This is a genomic window from Acidovorax sp. 35-64-16, assembly GCF_002281195.1.
GTDB lineage: Bacteria > Pseudomonadota > Gammaproteobacteria > Burkholderiales > Burkholderiaceae_C > Acidovorax > Acidovorax defluvii.
The window spans coordinates 1-20,738 of record NZ_NCFM01000044.1; the positions used below are offsets into that span (position 1 = coordinate 1).

Here is a 20,738-nt window from a genome sequence, read left to right on the forward strand (position 1 = left end):
CAACATATCCGACACCATGCGCGCCAGGCGTTGGAATTCCTCCGCGTTCGACGCCAGTATGTCTCGATAGGTGTCAGCGTCTCGCCGGGTGGCGAGTGCCACCTGGGTTTGCGTCAGCAGGTTGCTGATGGGCGTGCGAATTTCATGCGCCAAGTCCGAGGAGAACTCGGACAGTCGTTGAAAGTCATTTTGCAGCCTGTCCAACATTTTGTTGAGTTCCTGTGCCAAGTCAGCCATTTCCACAGGAACTGCTTCGATGGGCATTCGCTCATCGAGACGATGGGAACTGACCGTTGTGGCTTGGGTCTTCATGGCGCGCAACGGTGCCATCCCTTTGTAGGCTGCGAACCATCCCAGCATCCCGCTGACAAAGATGGCACAAATAGCATAGAGCACAAGCGTACGCTGTAATTGCGCCATGAATTGCATGTGATCTTCCATGTCAATGGCGATCAGGACATCCAGTGGTGGCGCCGCACTATTGGCAGGGTTGAAACGCAAGTTCAACGCGCGAAATTCACGGCCTTGATTTTTCCAACTCTGAATCTCGGAAATCCGATGCTCTGGTTTTGGCGCGTCCAAAGTGGCTGGAGGTTGAAACCCTTCAGTCCTGAAAAGAACATCCCCATTAGCGTTTTTGACAATGACAGACAAGCCGTGGTGATTGTTCAAAGATTCGCGTAAGCGCGATGGGATGTCATCGGTGGAGTTGGCATTGACTACTATGTTCTCGATCAGGTGCTGCTTGTCTTGCAGCGTGATTCGATCCAGTTCCAGGAAGTGGCGTTCGGTCGCAACCAGGAACAACATTCCAAGCCCCAGCACGACGGCTGCGGCCACCGTCGTGAAAAAGATGGCCAAACGATGGGTGAGCGAGAAGAACCGAAACATTCAAGCGTTCTCCGGTGCTTCCAGCACGTAGCCCATGCCCCGCACGGTCTGGATCAACTTGACGTCCTGGCCTTCGTCAATCTTCAGGCGCAAGCGGCGCATCGCCACTTCGATCACGTTGGTGTCGCTGTCGAAGTTCATGTCCCACACCTGGGAGGCAATCAGCGAGCGAGGAAGCACTTCTCCATGCCTGCGCAACAGCAACTCCAGCAAACCAAATTCTTTGGCTGTCAGGTCAATGCGACGGCCACCCCGCGAGACCCGTCGGCGCAGCAGATCAAGTTCCAGGTCAGCCACGCGCAATGTGTTGGTTTCGGTGCCTCCTCGGCCCCGGCGCAAGATTGTCCGTACACGGGCCAGCAACTCGGCGAATGAAAAGGGCTTGACAAGATAGTCGTCAGCGCCCAATTCCAACCCTTTGACCCGATCTTCCACCTGGTCCCGCGCCGTGAGGAACAACACAGGCATCTGCAATCCGCGATTGCGCAGCGACTGCAGCACCTGCCAGCCATCCAGTCCGGGCAGCATGACATCCAGGATCACGAGGTCGTATTCACCTTGGAGTGCCAGGTGCAGGCCATCACTACCGTTTTGCGCCAGGTCGGCCACAAATCCGGCCTCGCTCAATCCCTGGCGAAGGTATTCGCCGGTTTTAGGTTCATCTTCGACGATCAATATCTTCATGGTCACTCTCCGCTATCTGGCGTAGACGTGAGTTTGACGAGTTTCTGCGTGCCTGACACGTAGATAACAAATTTGTAATCCGGCGCACAGCTTTCTGACATGACCGCGCTTCAGAATCACCTCCATGAGATCGGTCATTTTTTGTGATGTGCCCAGCAAGGTCACGCGGGCCCTTGGCAAGCAAGGTGAGATCGTCTGGCAATTCGCCAAGAAGGCGGGCACTGCCGAGTTCGCGTGCCTGATGTCTGGTCATTCGAGGCCGGTATGAAAGGCGCTGTCAAAGTGGCTATGAAATAACCCACTTTTTTTACTCTCAATCGTGAGGAAATCATGAAAACCATCAAGAACATTCTGGCCATCTCCGCTCTTGCCATGGGCACATTCACGCCCATGGGCAGTTTCGCCCAGACCATGATGGATCACGGCAAGATGGATATGTCCCAAGCATCGGCATCCCTGACGGACGGCGAAATCAAGAAGGTCGATCAGGAAACTGGCAAGATCACCATCAAGCACGCAGAAATCAAGCACATGGACATGCCCGGCATGACCATGGTGTTCACCGCAAAAGACAAGAGTCTGCTGGGCAAAGTGAAGCCCGGCGACAAGGTCAAGTTCATGGTCATCAACGAGGGCGGGAAGATGGTTGTCACTGACATTCAGCCCGCTCAGTAAGAACACGCTGCGCGGGCGTGCTGTGTCGTCGCGGTCAGAGGGTTTGAATGCTGAATGCGACGGTTTTTCACCGGAAGAAGGAGAGCACTATGTCAAAAATTCGCCATACCCTGGTTGGTATCTGTGTCGCTTCGCTCTCACTGAGCGTGATGGCGCAAACCGCCGATGAGCACAAGGCCCATCACCCTGCAGGAAGCACATCGCCTGCGTCCACCCAAATGAAGGCGGCCGCGACGCCAACGGGTGCGGGGCAGATGGCCGGAATGGCCAAGATGGACGAACAGATGAAAGCCATGCAAGCGATGCACGAAAAGATGATGGCGGCCAAAACACCAGAAGAGCGGCAGGCGCTCATGGATGAGCACATGAAGCTGATGCAGGACGGTATGGGAATGATGCAGCAGATGGGCGCAGGCATGCAGGGCATGGGTGGCATGCAAGGTGGCAAGGGCATGCCCACCAACATGGCCGAGCGCCATCAGATGATGGAAAAGCGCCTGCAAATGATGGAGTCCATGATGCAGATGATGATGGACCGTCTGCCAGCTACGCCAGCCAAGTAACGCATTCACCGAATTGGGGGTCACCATGAACCATCAACACGGCGGGCACGAGTCGCCCCCCAGCTTTTGGAGTTCTCGCTATGCCATCGGCCTCGTGGTGATAGGCGGCGTGGCGGCATATTTCCTGTTGACCGAACACCTCGCGCATGTCGTCGGGGCGCTGCCTTTTCTCCTGCTCCTCGCCTGCCCGCTGATGCATGTCTTCATGCATGGCGGACATGGGGGGCATGGCGGACATGGCCAGAGCAAGCCTGATGCAACGAAATCTACCGAATCACGCAATGAAGGGGATTCACGATGAACCATACCGAATCCGCTTATGGTCTGTGGTCGCTGGTCATCATCAATTCAGCGATCTTCATCATGTTTGCGTTCAGCTTTTTCAAGCCTGCGACGGCCCGTGACTGGAGAACGTTTGGCGCATTCGCAGCCTTCGTCGTTGCCTTGTTCGTAGAGATGTATGGCTTCCCGTTGACGATTTATCTGATGTCGGGCTGGCTGCAAACCAAGTTCCCTAACCTGGATCTGCTCTCCCACAGCTCGGGTCACCTGTGGTCTACCCTCTTGGGCGAAAAGGGCGACCCGCATTTTGGCGCGCTGCACATCGCCAGCTACGTTTTTCTGGGCTATGGTTTCTACCTGTTGTCCACCGCGTGGAATGTGCTGTACCACGCTCAGCGTCGCCAGTCGCTCGCCACAGCCGGCCCCTATGCACGCACTCGCCATCCGCAGTACGTGGCTTTCGTGATGATTTTGCTGGGCTTCCTGCTGCAGTGGCCCACGTTGCTGACCTTGGTCATGTTCCCAGTCTTGCTCCTGATGTACGGGCGTCTCGCCATCACCGAAGAGAACGAAATGCGCAAACAGTTTGGTGCTGAGTACGACAGCTACGCCCAGCGAACACCCCGGTTTATTCCTCGCATTGGCAAATCCCAGTCGACCACTGACTCTGTGTCAAAAAGATGATCTGGATTTTTTCCCGGCGGTACACGTTTCATTTTTTAGGAGTTTGAAATATGAGCACGATTGATCTGCAAGTCGATGGTATGAGCTGTGGCTCTTGTGTGAAGCACGTCACGCAGGCATTGCAGCCGCTGCCCGGGGTCCGCGGGGTGGAGGTCGATCTCCCGTCTGGCCGCGTCCGGGTGAGCGGGGAACTGGCGCAGGGCAGCGCTCCTTTGCTGAGGGCCTTGACGGATGCGGGCTACCCAGCACAGCTGGCTACAGAAACATCCATTCCCGCTGCGACTTCGCAGCCTAAAGCATCGGGCTGCCACAGTGGCGGCACGGGGGGCTGTGGTTGCCGATAACGGCCACGGCATTTGATTACGGATTGATCGGCCGGGCGATTGCGCTCCCCCGTACTTTTTTGGCAACTCTGAAGGAGCTACGCCATGGATCATCCTGACAACGACTCCCATGCGCCTACGTTCTGGCAGCGCCCATCCGGCTTGGCTCTGGCAACGGCTGCCTTGATCGCCGGTTTTTACCTGCTGCGAGAGCACTGGGGTCATGTTTTGGGCTATTGGCCCTACCTGTTGCTCCTCGCCTGTCCGCTGATGCACCTGATGCACGGCCACGGCGGCCATGGTGGGCATGGCAACCATGCGCAGACACCCCGGCGCACCAATAACGACAAGGAATAAGCAATGGACATGCATGCACACCATCATCACGGCAGTCACCCTCCAGCCGAGCCAGCCCCGCCATCGGAGCTGAAGGATCCGGTGTGCGGCATGACCGTCACGGAGCAGTCTGAACACAAATTGACGCACGAAGGTCGGCCCTATTATTTCTGTAGCGCCAAGTGCCAAGGAAAGTTCGCGGCAAACCCACTGCAGTACCTTGTACCTACAGCACCCGCGGACACCGCGCCAGAGCCTGCCGGCACCATCTATACGTGCCCCATGCACCCCGAGGTGCGGCAGGATCATCCTGGCACCTGTCCCAAGTGCGGTATGACATTGGAGCCCATCATTCCGCTGGACGGGGAAGAAAACCATGAGTTGAAGGATTTTCAGCGCCGCTTCTGGTGGACGCTGCCCTTTACGGTCATCGTCACCGTTCTTGCCATGTTCGGCCACCGCCTCGGGTGGTTTGACATGAAGGTGCAAACCTGGGTTGAGCTGGTGCTGTCCTTACCTGTCGTGTTGTGGACGGGTTGGCCCTTCTTCGTACGCGGTTGGCAGTCCGTTGTCCATCGCAGCCCCAACATGTGGACCTTGATCGCTCTGGGAACGGGCGCGGCCTTTCTCTACAGCCTCGTGGCCACCGTGGCGCCGGGCGTTTTCCCGGATTCGTTCATCTCCCTGGGGCGTGTGGCGGTCTACTACGAGGCGACAGTGGTCATCATCTCGCTGACCATGTTGGGTCAGATCATCGAGTTGAAGGCCCGTTCGCAAACTTCTGCAGCGATCAAGGCGCTGCTCGGTTTGGCACCCAAGACGGCACGTCGCGTCAATGCGGACGGCAGCGAAGAAGACGTACCGCTGAGCAATGTTCACGTCGGTGACCTGTTGCGCATCCGCCCCGGCGAGAAAGTGCCGGTCGATGGCGTTGTGACCGAAGGCAGCAGTGCGGTCGATGAATCCATGCTGACCGGTGAGCCTGTACCGGTGACCAAGCGCCTTGGTGACAAGGTGATTGGGGCCACGATGAACACCAGTGGTGCCTTGGTGATGCGCTCCGAGAAAGTCGGTGCGGCCACCATGCTGTCGCAGATTGTTCAGATGGTGGCCAATGCCCAGCGCTCGAAGGCTCCCATGCAGCGCATGGCGGATGTGGTCGCCGGCAAATTTGTGGTCGTGGTGGTGCTCATCGCCATTGCCACCTTCTTTGTCTGGGGGCTGTTCGGTCCGGAACCCAGCTGGGTGTTTGGCTTGATCAACGCAGTGGCCGTGCTGATCATCGCGTGCCCCTGTGCGCTGGGACTGGCCACGCCGATGTCGGTGATGGTGGCCACAGGGCGTGCCGCGACACAGGGAGTACTGTTCCGCGATGCTGGCGCCATCGAAAAAATGCGCGAGGTGAACACGCTGATTGTGGACAAGACAGGAACGCTGACCGAAGGTAAACCCGCCTTCGACACCGCAGTTGCCGCCCCCGGCTATACCGCGGACGAAGTGTTGCGCTTGGCCGCCAGCCTGGACCAAGGCAGCGAACATCCCCTGGCCGAGGCCATCGTTAGTGCAGCACGTGCCAAGGGCCTGGAACTGATCAAGCCGCTTGATTTCGAGTCCGGCAGCGGCATAGGCGTGCGCGGCATGATCGATGGCAAGCATCTGGTGTTGGGCAACACCGCATTGATGCAGCAGGAGGGCGTGGCCACTGATGCGCTCAAGATCGATGGCGAGCGTCTGCGCAGTGAAGGCGCCAGCGTGATGCATCTGGCCGTGGACAGACAACTGGCTGGAATCTTGGCCGTGACCGATCCCATCAAAGCCACCACGCGGGAAGCTATTCAAAATTTGCACGCCAGCGGCTTGCGCATCGTGATGGCAACTGGCGATGGTCTGACCACCGCCAAGGCCGTGGGTGCCAAACTGGGAATCGATGAGGTGCATGGCGAAGTCAAGCCCGCCGACAAGCTGGCGCTTGTGGAGCGGCTCCAGAAAGAGGGCCACATTGTCGCGATGGCCGGCGATGGTATCAACGATGCGCCTGCGTTGGCCAAGGCCGATGTCGGCGTGGCCATGGGCACGGGAACCGATGTGGCTATGAACAGTGGGCAGGTCACGCTAGTCAAAGGCGACTTGCGCGGAATCACTGCGGCGCGTGATATCTCCACTGACACTGTCCGAAACATGCGCCAGAACCTCCTGTTCGCATTCGTTTACAACGGCATTGGGGTGCCGATTGCGGCAGGCGTGCTGTACCCGTTCACTGGGTGGTTGTTGTCCCCGCTGATCGCGGCACTGGCCATGAGCCTGAGCTCGGCCTCGGTGATATTCAATGCGCTGCGTTTGCGGCGCGGAAAAAGATGACCCCGTAGTTCGGAGGAATGATGAAAACCCCCACGTCACCACAAAAACCTCGGACCTCTCAACGCACCACGGCGGGGGGTAAGGAAGCAGCGGTGCAAGGGACGCACCGCCAGGCAGAGGATCTACCACCGACCGTCTTGGATCATTCCGAGGAGTTGTTGAAGCCTGCGCCACAGGATGCGTCCAGTGGCATGAAAAGAGCAGCTAAAGCACCTTCGGCGCAGGACTATTTCGATTACCAGCGTGATTTCTTCGAACGCACCATTCTGTTCTGGGACACGCTTCGCCAGCGCGCGAACAACATGCTGGAGCACGAGCGAGCCGGATTGCCGCCGCTTCTGGACTTCAAGTATGAAACGCTGTTGGACGCGCGCAGCTTCGAACGGTCCGTCAACTATGCACTGCTACGCATCACGGAAATCGACGGGCATTGCTGGGACGACTGCGTCGACTCTGACAAACCGCCGGTCATCATCGTCGATCCACGCGCCGGCCACGGCCCCGGCATTGGCGGCTTCAAGCGCGACTCCGAAGTCGGGATGGCCATGCGCGAAGGCCATCCGGTTTATTTCGTGATTTTCTTTCCAGAGCCGGCTCTGGGGCAAACCCTGGCAGACGTTTTGCATGTGCTGCGGCGTTTCGTCGAAGAGGTTGCAGTACGCCATCCTGGCAATGCTCCTGTGCTTTATGGCAACTGCCAGGCCGGGTGGGCGGTGGCGCTGCTGTCCGCAGACTGCGCCGGTCTGGTCGGACCGGTGGTGCTCAATGGCTCTCCTTTGTCGTATTGGGCGGGCGAGTCCGGTGTCAATCCGATGCGTCTTTCCGGAGGACTCCTTGGCGGCAGCTGGTTGGCGCATCTGACGGCCGACCTGGGCAATGGCCGGTTTGACGGGGCCTGGCTAGCGCAGAATTTCGAGAACCTCAAGCCCGAAAAGGCCGTTTGGGAGAAGTACGCCCAACTCTTCACCAACGTTGACAGTGAGCAGGCGCGCTTTCTGGAGTTCGAACGATGGTGGAACGGTTTCTATTTCCTGAGCCGAGAAGAGATCCTCGCGATCGTTGAGAATTTGTTCATCGGCAACCAGCTTGAGCAGGGTGTTTTCCAGATTTGCCAGGGTTGTACTGCTGACCTGAGGCGGATCAGGAATCCAATCGTCATCTTTGCCTCTTACGGCGACAACATCACGCCACCGCACCAGGCGCTTGGGTGGATCCCCGCTGTCTATAGTGACACCGATGATCTCAAGCGGGCAGGGCAGCGCATCGTTTACCTCACGAACCCGCATGTCGGCCATCTCGGCATTTTTGTCTCTGCTGGGGTGGCTCGTCTGGAGCACCGGGCGATCCTGGAGAGCCTGGCTGAGATTGAGGCGCTGGCACCGGGCCTCTATGAGATGAAGATCGACAACCCGTCCGGGAGCCTGGACTGCCATAAGCCCTCCTACAGCATTCGCTTTGAATCCCGTCAGGTTGAAGACTTGAAAACGGATTACCCGCAAGAAGCCTTTGAGCGGGTGAAACAGGTCTCGACATTCAATGAGGCGCTTTACCGGGCATTTGTCAGTCCCTGGGCACAAGCGTTCTCCACGCCCTGGACAGCCGAAGTGCTTAAGTGGCTCCATCCAATGCGCAGCAGTAGGTATTTGTTTTCAGAAGCATTTAGTCCGTGGATGAAAGGGGTCAGTCTGTTGGCCGAACCCCTCGCCAGGAGCCGACAGCCGCTTGCGCAGCATCACCCATTGATCGAGCGTGAGCGTGAAGCTGCAGAACAAGTAACTCATGCGCTGGGACGACTGCGTGAAGGCCGCGACGCTGCGGTTGAGCAAGCGTTTCGTCTGATTTTTCAACGCCCTGGCTAGTTTTTATGCGTCCTGGACATGATGGAAAAAACGGTGACGGCAATACTGGACACCCAAAGCAGACGTAACCCTGTTCTAGGTGCCATTTCTCAGCAAGGATTGATCATGATGATAAGAAAATGCAACTGGCTTTCGGCAGCGGTCCAGGTCGGTCTGCTGGCCTGGTCTGGAACCACGTTGGCTGCCGAACAGGTATATGTGGCCAATGAAGGCGCTGACACGGTCAGCGTCCTCGATGCGGCATCGTTGAAAACGCTGACGAACGTGCGCGTCGGCAAGATGCCTCACAACGTGCAAGTGTCGCCCGACGGCAAGCTCGCATGGTTGACCAACAACGGCGAGCCTGACCAGGCAGCCGACGTTTCTGCGCACAAGGGCATGGCCCAAGGCGACCACGATGCGATGGGAAAACCGGGCGCGATCTGGGCCATCGACACCGCGACCAACATGGTCGTCGCCAAGGTGCCGGTGGGTATGCACCCGGCCCATGTGGTGGTGTCACCAGACGGCCGCCTTGCCTATGTCACCAATGGCGGCGACAACACGGTCACCGTGATCGACACAGCGGCGCGGAGCCACGTGGCGACGATTCCGGTCGGCCAGTTTCCCCATGGTCTTCGGTTCAGCCCGGATGGCAAGGAGGTCTACGTCGCCAATCTCAAGGGTGGCACGGTATCTGTCATCGACACCGCCAGCCAGAAGGAGGTTGCGCAGGTGCCGGCTGGCAAGGGTCCGGCCCAGACTGGCTTCACGCCAGACGGCCGTTTGGCATTTGCCTCGTTGTCCGGCGAAAACGCTATAGCCGTGATCGACCCAGCAACACGCAAGGTGATTCGCAAGGTTGCGGTAGGAACGGTGCCGATCCAGTTGTACGCCACGCCTGACTCGCGCACGCTCCTGGTGGCCAACCAGGGTACGCGCAAGATGGCGGGCAAGACCGTCAGCATGATTGACCTGGAGACTTTCAAGGTCGTCAAGACAGTCGTAACTGGCGCTGGTGCTCATGGCGTGGTCGTTGATCGTGAAGGGCGGTACGCCTATGTGACGAACATCTACGCCAATTCGGTTTCCATGCTTGACGTGAAAGATCGCAGGGTAACGAAGACCGTTCCTGTCGGTAAGGCACCCAACGGCATCAGCGTGACGCCTTGAGTGGGGCCCGTCGCCTACACCGGTACGTACCGGTACACAAGAATGTAGAACCAGCCTGCGCCAGCCTTTTGTTGTCTTGACTGGTATTTATGCAACACCGCAGCGCCGGCCCATGAAGCCATCAAACGCGCCAACCTTCATCGGCGGCCGGTATGCCATGCCCCCAGGAAGCGCATGACAGAAATGTAATTTTTGAAACATCTTTCCGTCAGCCTTGGGCCCGCAAAATACATAACACGCATTCACACAAGGTAGGCGGATGCCAACGCAAAGTACAACAACCTGAAATTCAGTGACCGAGGGTCTGATGCAACGTGAGGAATTTATGCTGAACGTGGATTGGACCGAAGTGGTGGCGCTGTTCAATGTCGACTCGCGTTATGCCTGCAGTGTGGTCGTTGCGCCTGTCATACGCAAGATCGTGCCTGCGACTACGCAGGCCGCCAACGGAGCGCATCGATGAACAGCTACGAACTCCCCCCGGGCGCCCCGGGCTTGGTTGCCGCGCTTGCTGTCGGTCTGGTGATTGGCCTGGAGCGCGGCTGGCACGATCGCGAATTGCCGGAGGGTGGACGTGTTGCAGGCCTGCGCACCTTTGCGCTGACCGGACTGCTCGGTGGCGTGCTTGGGCATCTGCAGCCAGATTTCGGCGCTTGGCCTTTGCTGGGTGCGCTGCTCGGACTCGCCCTGCTGCTGACGGTGTCCTACGCCCGTAACGCCAAACTGTCGGGTAACCTGAGTGCCACTACCCCGGTGGCGATGCTTCTCACTCTGGTCCTGGGTGCCTTTGCGGCACACGGCAACATCACCTTGGCGTTGTCGGCAGCAGTGGTTGGCGCTGTGTTGCTGGATCTCAAGCCGACCTTGCACGGTTGGTTGCGTTTGATCGATCACCGCGAATTGACTGCATCGCTGCAACTGCTGGTGTTGTCCATGGTCATCCTGCCTTACCTGCCCAATACGGGCCTCGGGCCCTATGCCGCGCTCAATCCGTACCAGCTGTGGTGGGCAGTCATCCTGATTGCGGGCCTGTCGCTGACGGGTCACTTTGCCATGCGGATCACCGGCGCGCAAAGGGGTGTGCTGTGGACCGGGATCCTGGGAGGACTGGCATCTTCCACCGCAACCACGTTGGCTTTGGCTCGCTACGCACGCGAGCAGCCTTCGCTGACAGGCGCGGCGGTAGCCGGCACGTTGGCATCCTGTGGCGTCATGTTTTTTCGCATGGTCGTTCTGCTGGGTGTCATCCAGCCGGCGCTGCTGTCCACCTTCGGCAGCGCCCTGGTGGTCACTGGCGTGGCACTGCTGTGTATGGCGCTATGGCGGTGGCGCAAGTTGGACCGCACGGTCGTGGGGGAGGGCGCTGTCGGCGCGATGGCGCCATTCGACCTGGGTACCGCGCTTGGCTTTGGTGTGCTGCTCGCTGTCATGAGCGTCCTGGTGCCCGCGGCAAAGCAATGGCTGGACACCAGTGGCCTCTACGTGCTGTCGGCGGTTTCTGGCCTGGCGGACGTGGATGCGATCTTGATCTCGCTCGCTCGGCTGCACGGTGCCGGGGGATTGTCCACGGTCGCCACCGTCACGGCGCTCGGTCTCGCGACGCTGGCAAACATGGTGGCCAAGGTCGGCATCGCCTGGACGACGGGTGGAGCGCAGGTCGGTAAATCGGTTGTTTTCGGCTACCTGGGCGCGATGGCGTCGGGAGTGGTCGTATTGGTGTTGAGCTTGACGTTTTCGTGAGCGTCCACCGGCCACGTCTTCAGAATTTTTGTATTTAAACAATAGGGACCACCGCTATGGAAAAGTCATTTCATCGATTCTCTGAACTGTTTGCCCAGCTCGGCCTGCGCATGGATGCAGCAGGCATTGGGGAGTTCTTGGAGGCCCACTCTCCACTGCCGGCCGATGTGCTGCTGGCCGATGCCCCATTCTGGACGCCAGCTCAGGCGACTCTGTTGCGCGAAGAGCTTCTGGAAGATGCGGACTGGGCCGAAGTAATTGACCGGTTGAATGCCGCCTTGCGTGCACCCAAGGGGAGGTCATGATGCCTATGAGGAATCGTCTGTCGTTGGGGGTAGTCGTGGTGTCTCTGGCGCTGAGCTCGATGGTTCACGCGCAGGAGGCCAAGCTGGGATCGAGTGTTGAAGGGTTGCTGCAAGCGGCCAGGGATAGAAACCCAGAAATCGCCAGCATGCGTTTTGATGCGGATGCGGCAGCAGAGCGCGTCGCGCCTGCGGGCGCCTTGCCGGATCCTAAATTCCGAACCGAATTGCGTGACATCACGCGCATGGGAGAACAAAACCCCACGCTATTGCCAGGGCGCGTCGGAAGCACCCGCTACGTGCTGATGCAGGATTTTCCCTGGATGGGCAAACGCGGTCTGAAGCGTGAGGTGGCTGAGTCACAAGCACAAGCTGCGAGAAGCCGTGCAGCAGGCGCCTGGGTTGAACTGGCTGGCAAGATCAAGACGACTTATGCCGAGCTCTATTACCTGGACCAGAACGAACGCTTGTCGCGGGAAATTCTCGACCTGATGGCGCGATTGGAAAAAGTCGCGCAGGTCCGCTATGCGGGCGGGCTTGCTGCGCAACAGGATGTGATCCGTGCGCAGGTGGAGCAGTCCACCATGCGCAACGAACTGATTGCACTGGACGCTGAGCGTCGCCAACTCCAGTCCAAGTTGAATGCGCTCGTGGGGCGTCCGACCTCGGAGATTTTGGCTGCACCCGAGCAGATCCGCGCCTTGCCGTCGCCGGAGCAAGTCAGCTTCGCAGCGCTGGAAGGGCGCGCCCGGATGAACAATCCGCTGCTGCGCACGGAAGAGTCCCAGATCAGGGCGGCCGAGAAGAACCGCGAGCTGACCTACAAGAACCGCTATCCCGACTTCAACGTCGGTATCTCTCCGATTCAGTACCGAGGCTCGATCAAAGAGTGGGAGCTGATGGTCGAGTTGAATATTCCCCTGCAGCAAGATTCGCGGCGCGCCCAGGAGCGGGAGTCCGAGGCCATGTTGGCCGCTGCACGCTCACGCCAGGAAGTCGTCACGAATCAAGTCCTGGCAGACCTTTACGCCAACGTGGCAGGTTTTGAGTCCGCCCGGCGCTCTCTGGCGTTAACGACCGAAAGTCTCTTGCCGCAGTCGGAGTTGACCTTCCGCTCTGCGCTGGCTGGGTACCAGACGGGCAAGGTGGATTTTGCGACCTTGCTGGACGCGCAGCGCCAGATTCGTCAGTCCAAACTGAATCAGATCAAAGCCGGCGTGGAAGCGCAGAAGCGGCTTACCGAAATTGAACGCATCGTGGGAGAAGAACAATGACAACAGGTTTCAAGGCCGGCGTATTCCTGGCTATCGTCGCCGCAGGGTTGGCGGCGGGTGGTGGCTATTGGATGGGACAGCGCCAATCAGAAGCCCGCAGTGGTGACCAGACTGCGTCGCAGGGCGCCTCTGCCGGTCCTACCAAGAAGGAGCGCAAGGTACTTTTTTACCGTAACCCGATGGGGTTGCCCGACACATCTCCCACACCGAAAAAAGATCCAATGGGGATGGACTACATCGCGGTCTACGAGGGAGAGCAGGAAGAAGCAGAAACCAACTCCAATCAAATTCGCATCAGCACCGAAAAGATTCAGAAACTTGGCGTTCGCACCGAGGCGGTGAGTCTTCGCTCTCTGGACAAGGTAGTGCGTGCCGCCGGACGCATTGAACCAGACGAGCGCCAGACCTTCACCATTGCTGCCAAATTTGAGGGCTATGTTGAGCGTCTGCATGCCAACGTTACCGGGCAGACGGTGAACAAGGGGCAGCCACTCTTCGAGGTATATAGCCCCGAACTGGTGTCTGCTCAGCGCGAGTACGCCATCGCGGCACAGGGTGTTGACGCGTTGAAGGATGCCTCTGGTGAGGCACAGCGTGGCATGCGTGAGCTGGCCGACTCCAGCCTGGCGCGGCTTCGCAATTGGGATATCTCGGACGAGCAGGTCAAGACCTTGGCCAAATCCGGCGACGCACGCCGCACGCTGACATTTCGCTCACCAGTGGCAGGGATCATCACCGACAAGAAGGCCATCCAAGGTATGCGATTCATGCCGGGCGAAATGCTCTACCAAGTCGCCAACCTGTCCTCGGTCTGGGTCATCGCCGATGTCTTCGAGCAAGACATCGGCTTGGTCAAGTCGGGGGGCAAGGCCAAGGTGCAAATCAATGCCTACCCAGACAAGGTGTTCCAGGGGACAGTCAGCTATGTGTATCCCACCCTGAAGCCTGAAACCCGAACGGTGCAGGTGCGCGTGGACTTGTCGAACACGGGTGGCTTGCTCAAGCCTGGCATGTTTGCCCAGGTGGAACTTCCGACCGCCAGCAAGGGGGCGGTTTTGACGGTGCCGACTTCGGCCGTGATTGACAGCGGCACGCGCCAGATCGTCCTGGTGCAGCTCAAGGAGGGACGATTCGAACCCCGCGATGTCAAAGTGGGCGCACGCAGCGACGACCGCATTGAAGTCACCGAGGGCGTTCGCGAGGGTGAGCAGGTGGTCATCGCTGCCAATTTCCTGATCGATGCAGAAGCCAACCTCAAGGCGGCCGTGGGCGGCTTTGGGCACTCCTCACATGGAGCTAAGTCGGAAGCACAAGGCACCCCTGATGCGAGCAAGCCCGCTGCCGCCGTCGGGCACCAAGGTGAGGGCAGGGTGGAGGAGTCTGATGCGAAGGCCGGCACGGTGACCATTGCCCATGGTCCCATACCCTCCCTCAAATGGCCCGCAATGTCCATGGAGTTCAAGGTCTCCAACAACGGGCTGATGACGGGCTTGCAACCTGGCACAGCGGTGGTCTTCGAGTTCGTTGAGCGTGGACAGGGTGAATGGGTGGTCACCTCCGTGAAACCCGTGGGCAAAGCGGCGGCCACTCCGCACGCCGGCCATAACTGATCTTCAGGGAACAACATGCTCGCGAAGATCATTGACTGGTCAGGAAGAAACAGCTTCCTGGTGCTGCTTGCCACGCTGTTTGTCATTGTCGCAGGGGTGTTCGCTGTGTTGCGAACGCCTCTGGACGCGCTGCCGGACTTGTCCGACGTTCAGGTCATCGTCTACACCGAATACCCTGGACAAGCGCCCCAGGTGGTTGAGGATCAGGTCACCTATCCCTTGACCACCGCCATGCTGTCGGTACCCAAGTCCAAGGTGGTGCGCGGCTTTTCGTTCTTCGGAGCGTCCTTCGTCTACATCATCTTTGAGGATGACACAGACATCTATTGGGCGCGTTCGCGCGTGCTGGAGTACCTCAACTTCGCATCCAGCCGAATGCCCAAGGGGGTCACGCCGCAAATTGGCCCTGACGCCACCGGTGTGGGTTGGGTCTACCAGTACGCGTTGATCGCCAAGGACCGGACGCTGGCCGAGTTGAGAACTTTGCAGGATTGGTACCTGCGCTACCAGCTGACCAAGGCGCATGGCGTCGCTGAGGTGGCATCCGTCGGTGGCTTTGTCCAGACCTACCAGATCACCGTCGACCCGGTGAAGCTGCGGGCCTACGGCATTCCTTTGGCCAAGGTGTCACAGGTCGTGCGCGACTCCAATCGTGACGTCGGCGGCCGTGTGGTGGAGATGGCCGAGACAGAGTACATGGTGCGCGGAAAGGGCTATCTGCGCGGCGCGGCGGACATTGAGAACCTGGTCGTCAAGGCCGAAAAAGGAACACCAGTATTGATTCGAGACATCGCTCGCGTTGAACTCGCTCCCGATGAACGGCGCGGCCTGACCGAACTCAACGGGGAGGGGGAGGTGGTCTCGGGCATCGCCATGGCCCGCTATGGCCAAAACGCCCTGGAAGTCATCCATAACCTGAAGGAGAAAATTACCGAAGTTTCGGCAGGGCTGCCGCAGGGCGTCAGCATCCAGGCTGTTTACGACCGATCTGACCTGATTCATCGGGCCATCGATACGCTCAAGCGAACGCTGATTGAGGAGAGCCTGATCGTTGCCTTGGTCTGCATGGTCTTTCTCATGCACGTCCGTTCAGCCCTCGTGGCTATCTTGATGTTACCCGTAGGGGTGCTGATCTCATTCATCGCGATGCGCTTGCTGGGCATGAATTCCAACCTGATGAGTCTGGGTGGTATCGCCATTGCGATCGGTGCCATGGTGGATGCGGCCATCGTCATGATCGAGAACGCCCATAAACACCTGGAGCGGCTCCCACCCGAGCACAACAGCAAGCAGCGGGTCGAGGCCATGATCGCCGCGTGCAAGGAGGTTGGCCCGGCACTGTTCTTCTCGCTACTGATCATCACCGTGTCGTTTCTGCCCGTGTTCACGCTCGAATCACAGGAGGGGCGCATGTTCTCACCGCTGGCGTTCACCAAGACGTTTTCTATGGCAGGAGCGGCGCTGTTGTCGGTGACGCTGGTGCCGGTGCTCATGATGATTTTCATTCGCGGACGCATCATGCCGGAGTCCCGTAACCCGGTGAACCGGTTCCTGATCTGGGCCTACCGACCCATCATCGCTGGAGTGATGCGCTGGAAGAAGGTGACCATTGCCATTGCCCTGGTCGTGCTTGGGGTGTCGTTCTATCCGGCCAGCAAGCTGGGGTCCGAGTTCATGCCGACGCTCAATGAAGGCACTTTGCTCTACATGCCTGCTTCGCTGCCGGGCATGTCGATCACCAAGGCCGCCGAGTTGCTTCAGACGCAAAACAAGATCATCAAGAGTTTTCCAGAGGTTGAATCGGTCTACGGTAAGGCAGGACGGGCCAACACGGCCACCGACCCAGCACCGACCGAGATGTTCGAGACGGTCATCAACCTCAAGCCGGAGTCAGCGTGGCGATCTGGCATGACCATCGACAAATTGATCGCCGAGATGGACAAGGCGCTGCAGTTTCCTGGCGTCTCCAATGCCTGGACCATGCCCATCAAGGCGCGCATCGACATGCTGTCCACCGGTATCCGCACACCCATTGGTATCAAAGTCTTCGGCAAGGACTTGAACGAAATGGAACGCCTGGCGCGGGAGATCGAGACCGTAGTGAAATCTGTGCCCGGCACCACCTCGGCATTCGCGGAGCGGATCACAGGCGGCTTCTACCTGAACATCGAGCCCGACCGCGCCCAACTGGCACGCTACGGTCTGGCGGTGGGTGATCTCCAGGAGGTCATTGGTACGGCGCTCGGCGGTGACATGGTGACCACCACGGTGGAAGGGCGAGAGCGTTTTGGCGTTACGGTTCGCTACCCACGCGAATTGCGGTCTGACCCGCAGCAGATCGCCCGCGAAGTGCTGGTGCCGACCATGGATGGAGCCATGATTCCGCTGGGCCAGGTTGCCCGCGTGGAGGTGGCCAAGGGCGCCCCTGGCATCCGTACCGAAAATGCGTTGCTATCTGCCTACATTTTTGTGGACATCCGTGAGCGTGATATCGGTGGCTACGTCGCCGAGGCGCGCAAAGCCGTGAATGACCAGGTCAAGTTCCCACCCGGGTACTACGCCACATGGAGCGGTCAGTTTGAGTCCATGGAACGTGCCATCGAGAAAATGAAATTCGTTGTGCCAGTAACGCTGTTGCTCATTTTCCTGCTGCTGTACCTGAACTTCAGGCGACTGACGGAGACTTTGATCGTCATGCTGTCGGTGCCGTTCGCGTTGGTTGGCGGCGTCTGGCTGATGTGGTGGCTTGGCTACAACCTCTCTGTCGCAGTTGCTGTGGGCTTCATTGCCCTGGCTGGTGTGGCCGCTGAAACCGGGGTCGTCATGCTGATCTACCTGGACCACGCCTGGGAAGAGATCAAGGAAAAACGCCGCTCTGAAGGGAAAGAGCCAGGAGTTGGTGACCTTTACGAGGCAGTCATGGAGGGCGCCGTAGAGCGTGTTCGTCCCAAAATGATGACGGTCGTTGCCATCATGGCGGGCCTGCTGCCCATCATGTGGGGGACCGGCACCGGCTCGGAAGTGATGAGTCGCATTGCCGCGCCGATGGTCGGTGGCATGATTTCTTCGACCGTGCTCACGCTGGCTGTGATTCCGGCGCTTTACGCACTGGTCAAACAGTTTGAACTTCGAAGACAGCGCGCTTCGGGAACGGATTCACAACCCATCCGACCCACTCTGGGGCTTGATGCATGAGCCATGAGCGCTTCCTTGATGTGCACCAGAAATACGTGCAATGGGCAGAGAAAATCACGCTGCCCCCTGGCGCCGACGCGGGGCGTGGGACAGGCTCTAAAAGGAGGCGCTCTACTTGTTTCACCAACTGCTCTGACTCCTCTCTCAATGCACAACACACCAAACTGCGAGTTGACCTCCTTTGAGAAGCTCAACCGCGACTGCTTCTGTCTGAGCCTGGATCCTGCGGCGCTGGCGGCTGCGCTCGATGCCGAGTTGGGCTCTCCGAGCTTGTCGCAGCTAGTGCGCGACCGATGCCCCTACCTTTTTGCTGCGCAGCCTGTCTTCGTGGCGCGGCCTCCTCTCGAACGAATGGCCCGCGTCGTGCAAGCCATCGAGGCAGTGGTGGCACTCCCGGCCTACCGGGAGCAGGTCTTGGCGGATGCCCCCGCCATTGCGCGGGCCGGCACCGGTGGCTCCCAGGGCGTGTTCTTCGGCTATGACTTCCATCTGGACCAAGACCGTCTCGGTTTGATCGAAATCAACACAAACGCTGGTGGTGCGATGCTGAATGCGGTGCTGGCCCGTGCTCAGCGCAGCTGCTGTCAGGCTGTGCAGGCAATGGTGCCAAGCCGCGGCGCCGTCGCAACGTTCGAGCAGCGGCTGGTGGACATGTTCCGCCGTGAGTGGCGGCTGGCCGGTCACTCACGGCCGTTGGTCTCGATCGCTATCGTGGACGAAGCGCCGCAGCAGCAATACCTGTATCCAGAGTTCCTGCTGTTCCGGCAGCTGTTTGAGCGCCATGGACTGCAGGCCATCATTGTCGATCCCTCCGAGCTGGCGTGCCGTCACGGCAGGCTCTGGCACGGCGAACTCGCCATCGACGTGGTTTACAACCGTGTCACAGATTTTTATCTGGATCTGCCTGCCAACGCCGTGCTGCGACAGGCTTGGCTGGAACAGGCAGCGGTTCTCACGCCCCATCCGACGGCGCACGCGCTATACGCCGACAAGCGGCGACTGGCCTTGTTCAGTGACGATGGTGCGCTGCGGGAGCTGGGCGTTGCTGACGACGACAGGCAGGTGCTGCTGGCGAACGTGCCGCGCACCGAAGTGGTCGATGAGGCACATGGTGACCGGCTGTGGGCGGCTCGTCGTAGCCTGTTCTTCAAACCCGCGGCGGGCTTCGGTAGCCGCGCCGCGTACCGAGGTGACAAACTCACGCGCCGGGTCTGGCAGGAGATCATGACGGGAGCCTATGTAGCACAGGCCCTCGTGCCTCCGGGCGAACGCGTCATTGCGAATACGGAGGGACTGCAGTCCATGAAATTCGATTTGCGCGCCTACGCCTATGCCGGCGACGTTCAGTGGGTTGCTGCACGCGTGTATCAGGGACAAACCACGAACTTCCGCCAGCCGGGCAGTGGCTTTGCCCCCGTCTACACCACCGTGGATGGCTCCGGCCGCGGAATGTGCGAGCCGGATGTCGAACACGCGTCCTATGTGTTCCTGCTCGACGAGGCGGGGGACGTGCACGCCTTGCCGCATGTGCTGTATGTGGCGCTTGCCAGGGGTCAGGCCTTGGCACCAATGTTGGCGGACCAAACTCTGCGCCTGGCGGACTGGTATGTACGGCTTCGGGCCGATGGGGTGCCGGGTGCTGTGGTCAACGAGACCTATGGGTTTGTCCGCTTCGACCGAGAGGGGCGGTTCAAATTGGAGGCTGCGCCAGGAGATGCCGCATGGCCTACTCCTGAGGAGCACCGACGGATGCAGGAGCTGCTGTTCTCCATAGACCTGGAGCCCAACGGCGCCTGATCATAGGAGCCGGGAGGAGGGTGGGCCGCCCAACGAAGTGAATCATTTGGGTTGCTGCAAGAATGGTCAGACGATGATGCGTGGCTTCTGGCCTGGCACCATGCAGATGGTCACGTCGCATGGGCGAGGACCAACTCCCACCAGATGCACGCAGCGACCAATCCCATCTCAAAAGTTACGGGGCACAGGTTTCTTTGGCGGCTTTTGCGCCATCTTTGCAGGCCTTGACTTCGGCCTCATAACGCGCCTTGCGCAATTGGTTCAGGTATGGCGTCGTCTGTGCGCGCGGGCCATGGTCGAGCTGCAATACGAGTTTCTTGGGAGGGCAGACCTTTTCTTGGTCTGGAGCGGCACTGGCCGAGAGACTGAAGCCAAGGGTCGTGGCGCCAACGAGAGCGATGAGCAAGTATTTCATGATGAACTCCTTGGATAGGAAAACCGAACGTATGAATCAGCGAGGCACAGGGCTGCCGGCTGACTGCGCCAACAGCGGTACGCGAAGCGCAAGGGCACGCTTTTTTCTGTTTTTGACAGATCCCGGGGTTTCTGTGCCAACGTCGAAGGTTTTTTCCGCAGTTGCCACGCCGCCTGTTTAGATTCCTCGGCCTCCCCGGAAACCCGCTGCAACCCCAACTGGCAATCAACCCCGGTAGTAGAGACGCAGACGCGCGTCGCGTTCTTCAGGGGACTCGCTCCGCAATTCGTTGATTACTTGCTCACGCGTCTTGCCTGGACCTGCCGCATCAGGTGTGCGAAGCGGGAAGTTGCTTTGGCCGTAAGAAAGTCGTCCTTGCTGCATAGCAGCCTTAGTTTCGGCGATGACTTGCTCTCGCGTCTTCTCGCTCTTGAAATGTTCCGGGTGAACGATGAAGCCCTTTTCGTTGTTGGCGGGATGCTCGTACGCTGCCGAAGCAATCCCTGGAAGGCCCAAGGTAACCACTGCGGCCGCGGCGGCAATCATGGAAGAAAGGGAAAGACGTTGTTTGATCATGGTTGAAGCTCCTAGCGATGGT

General features: G+C 59.2%; 20 protein-coding genes. 16 read left to right on the top strand and 4 right to left on the bottom strand.

Annotation, left to right across the window (positions count from 1 at the left end; all coding sequences use genetic code 11):
- Positions 1-891 (bottom strand): histidine kinase dimerization/phospho-acceptor domain-containing protein (locus B7Y64_RS17040; protein WP_291329468.1); only part of this gene is annotated, 891 nt, incomplete at its 3' end.
- Positions 892-1,575 carry a heavy metal response regulator transcription factor gene (locus B7Y64_RS17045; RefSeq protein WP_011804755.1) on the bottom strand — a complete coding sequence of 228 codons (684 nt, stop codon included), beginning with the start codon at positions 1,573-1,575 and terminating at the stop codon, positions 892-894.
- A gap of 330 nt (positions 1,576-1,905) precedes the next feature.
- Between B7Y64_RS17045 and B7Y64_RS17050 the strand changes: the two genes are divergently transcribed.
- The 16 genes from B7Y64_RS17050 to B7Y64_RS17125 all read left to right on the top strand — a co-directional run bounded on the left by B7Y64_RS17050 (position 1,906) and on the right by B7Y64_RS17125 (position 19,725).
- Positions 1,906-2,250, top strand: a complete 345-nt coding sequence (locus tag B7Y64_RS17050; RefSeq protein ID WP_087748564.1) for a copper-binding protein — start codon at positions 1,906-1,908, stop codon at positions 2,248-2,250.
- A gap of 89 nt (positions 2,251-2,339) precedes the next feature.
- The gene (locus tag B7Y64_RS17055; protein ID WP_087748565.1) at positions 2,340-2,813 is read left to right on the top strand and encodes a hypothetical protein; all 474 of its coding nucleotides are present in this window, start codon (positions 2,340-2,342) and stop codon (positions 2,811-2,813) included.
- Positions 2,814-2,838: 25 nt separating this feature from the next.
- Entirely contained in the window at positions 2,839-3,114 is a 276-nt protein-coding gene (locus B7Y64_RS17060; RefSeq protein ID WP_087748566.1) for a DUF2933 domain-containing protein, read from the top strand.
- On the top strand, positions 3,111-3,779 hold the full coding sequence (locus B7Y64_RS17065) for an isoprenylcysteine carboxylmethyltransferase family protein (protein ID WP_087748567.1): 669 nt from the start codon (positions 3,111-3,113) through the stop codon (positions 3,777-3,779). The genes B7Y64_RS17060 and B7Y64_RS17065 overlap by 4 nt, the downstream gene beginning before the upstream one ends.
- 50 nt (positions 3,780-3,829) lie before the next feature.
- A complete protein-coding gene (locus tag B7Y64_RS17070) occupies positions 3,830-4,123 on the top strand; it encodes a heavy metal-associated domain-containing protein (RefSeq protein ID WP_087748568.1) in 294 nt (97 codons plus the stop codon).
- An 84-nt stretch (positions 4,124-4,207) separates the two neighbouring features.
- The gene (locus B7Y64_RS17075) at positions 4,208-4,459 is read left to right on the top strand and encodes a DUF2933 domain-containing protein (protein ID WP_094097660.1); all 252 of its coding nucleotides are present in this window, start codon (positions 4,208-4,210) and stop codon (positions 4,457-4,459) included.
- A gap of 3 nt (positions 4,460-4,462) precedes the next feature.
- Positions 4,463-6,796, top strand: a complete 2,334-nt coding sequence (locus B7Y64_RS17080) for a heavy metal translocating P-type ATPase (RefSeq protein WP_291324372.1) — start codon at positions 4,463-4,465, stop codon at positions 6,794-6,796.
- Positions 6,797-6,816: 20 nt separating this feature from the next.
- On the top strand, positions 6,817-8,655 hold the full coding sequence (locus B7Y64_RS17085) for a DUF3141 domain-containing protein (protein WP_291324371.1): 1,839 nt from the start codon (positions 6,817-6,819) through the stop codon (positions 8,653-8,655).
- Positions 8,656-8,673: 18 nt separating this feature from the next.
- Positions 8,674-9,807: a cytochrome D1 domain-containing protein gene (locus tag B7Y64_RS17090; protein ID WP_291324370.1), complete on the top strand. Its 1,134-nt coding sequence runs from the start codon at positions 8,674-8,676 to the stop codon at positions 9,805-9,807.
- A 325-nt stretch (positions 9,808-10,132) separates the two neighbouring features.
- Positions 10,133-10,270 carry a hypothetical protein gene (locus tag B7Y64_RS17095; protein ID WP_162150971.1) on the top strand — a complete coding sequence of 46 codons (138 nt, stop codon included), beginning with the start codon at positions 10,133-10,135 and terminating at the stop codon, positions 10,268-10,270.
- Entirely contained in the window at positions 10,267-11,547 is a 1,281-nt protein-coding gene (locus B7Y64_RS17100; protein ID WP_291329470.1) for an MgtC/SapB family protein, read from the top strand. Before B7Y64_RS17095 ends, B7Y64_RS17100 begins: the two co-directional genes overlap by 4 nt.
- A 56-nt stretch (positions 11,548-11,603) precedes the next feature.
- Positions 11,604-11,852 (top strand): DUF2789 domain-containing protein, encoded by a 249-nt coding sequence (locus B7Y64_RS17105; protein WP_011804768.1) that lies wholly within the window; start codon positions 11,604-11,606, stop codon positions 11,850-11,852.
- Positions 11,849-13,123 (top strand): TolC family protein, encoded by a 1,275-nt coding sequence (locus B7Y64_RS17110; protein WP_086911979.1) that lies wholly within the window; start codon positions 11,849-11,851, stop codon positions 13,121-13,123. Before B7Y64_RS17105 ends, B7Y64_RS17110 begins: the two co-directional genes overlap by 4 nt.
- Positions 13,120-14,733: an efflux RND transporter periplasmic adaptor subunit gene (locus B7Y64_RS17115; protein ID WP_024815540.1), complete on the top strand. Its 1,614-nt coding sequence runs from the start codon at positions 13,120-13,122 to the stop codon at positions 14,731-14,733. Before B7Y64_RS17110 ends, B7Y64_RS17115 begins: the two co-directional genes overlap by 4 nt.
- A 15-nt stretch (positions 14,734-14,748) precedes the next feature.
- A complete protein-coding gene (locus B7Y64_RS17120) occupies positions 14,749-17,928 on the top strand; it encodes an efflux RND transporter permease subunit (RefSeq protein WP_291324368.1) in 3,180 nt (1,059 codons plus the stop codon).
- A 147-nt stretch (positions 17,929-18,075) separates the two neighbouring features.
- A complete protein-coding gene (locus tag B7Y64_RS17125; RefSeq protein WP_291324367.1) occupies positions 18,076-19,725 on the top strand; it encodes a hypothetical protein in 1,650 nt (549 codons plus the stop codon).
- A gap of 175 nt (positions 19,726-19,900) precedes the next feature.
- Here B7Y64_RS17125 and B7Y64_RS17130 read toward each other — a convergent pair whose 3' ends face one another.
- Both B7Y64_RS17130 and B7Y64_RS17135 read right to left on the bottom strand, forming a co-directional pair.
- Positions 19,901-20,140, bottom strand: a complete 240-nt coding sequence (locus B7Y64_RS17130) for a hypothetical protein (protein WP_005795304.1) — start codon at positions 20,138-20,140, stop codon at positions 19,901-19,903.
- A 225-nt stretch (positions 20,141-20,365) separates the two neighbouring features.
- A complete protein-coding gene (locus tag B7Y64_RS17135; RefSeq protein WP_087748581.1) occupies positions 20,366-20,716 on the bottom strand; it encodes a DUF4148 domain-containing protein in 351 nt (116 codons plus the stop codon).
- Positions 20,717-20,738: the final 22 nt, after the last annotated feature.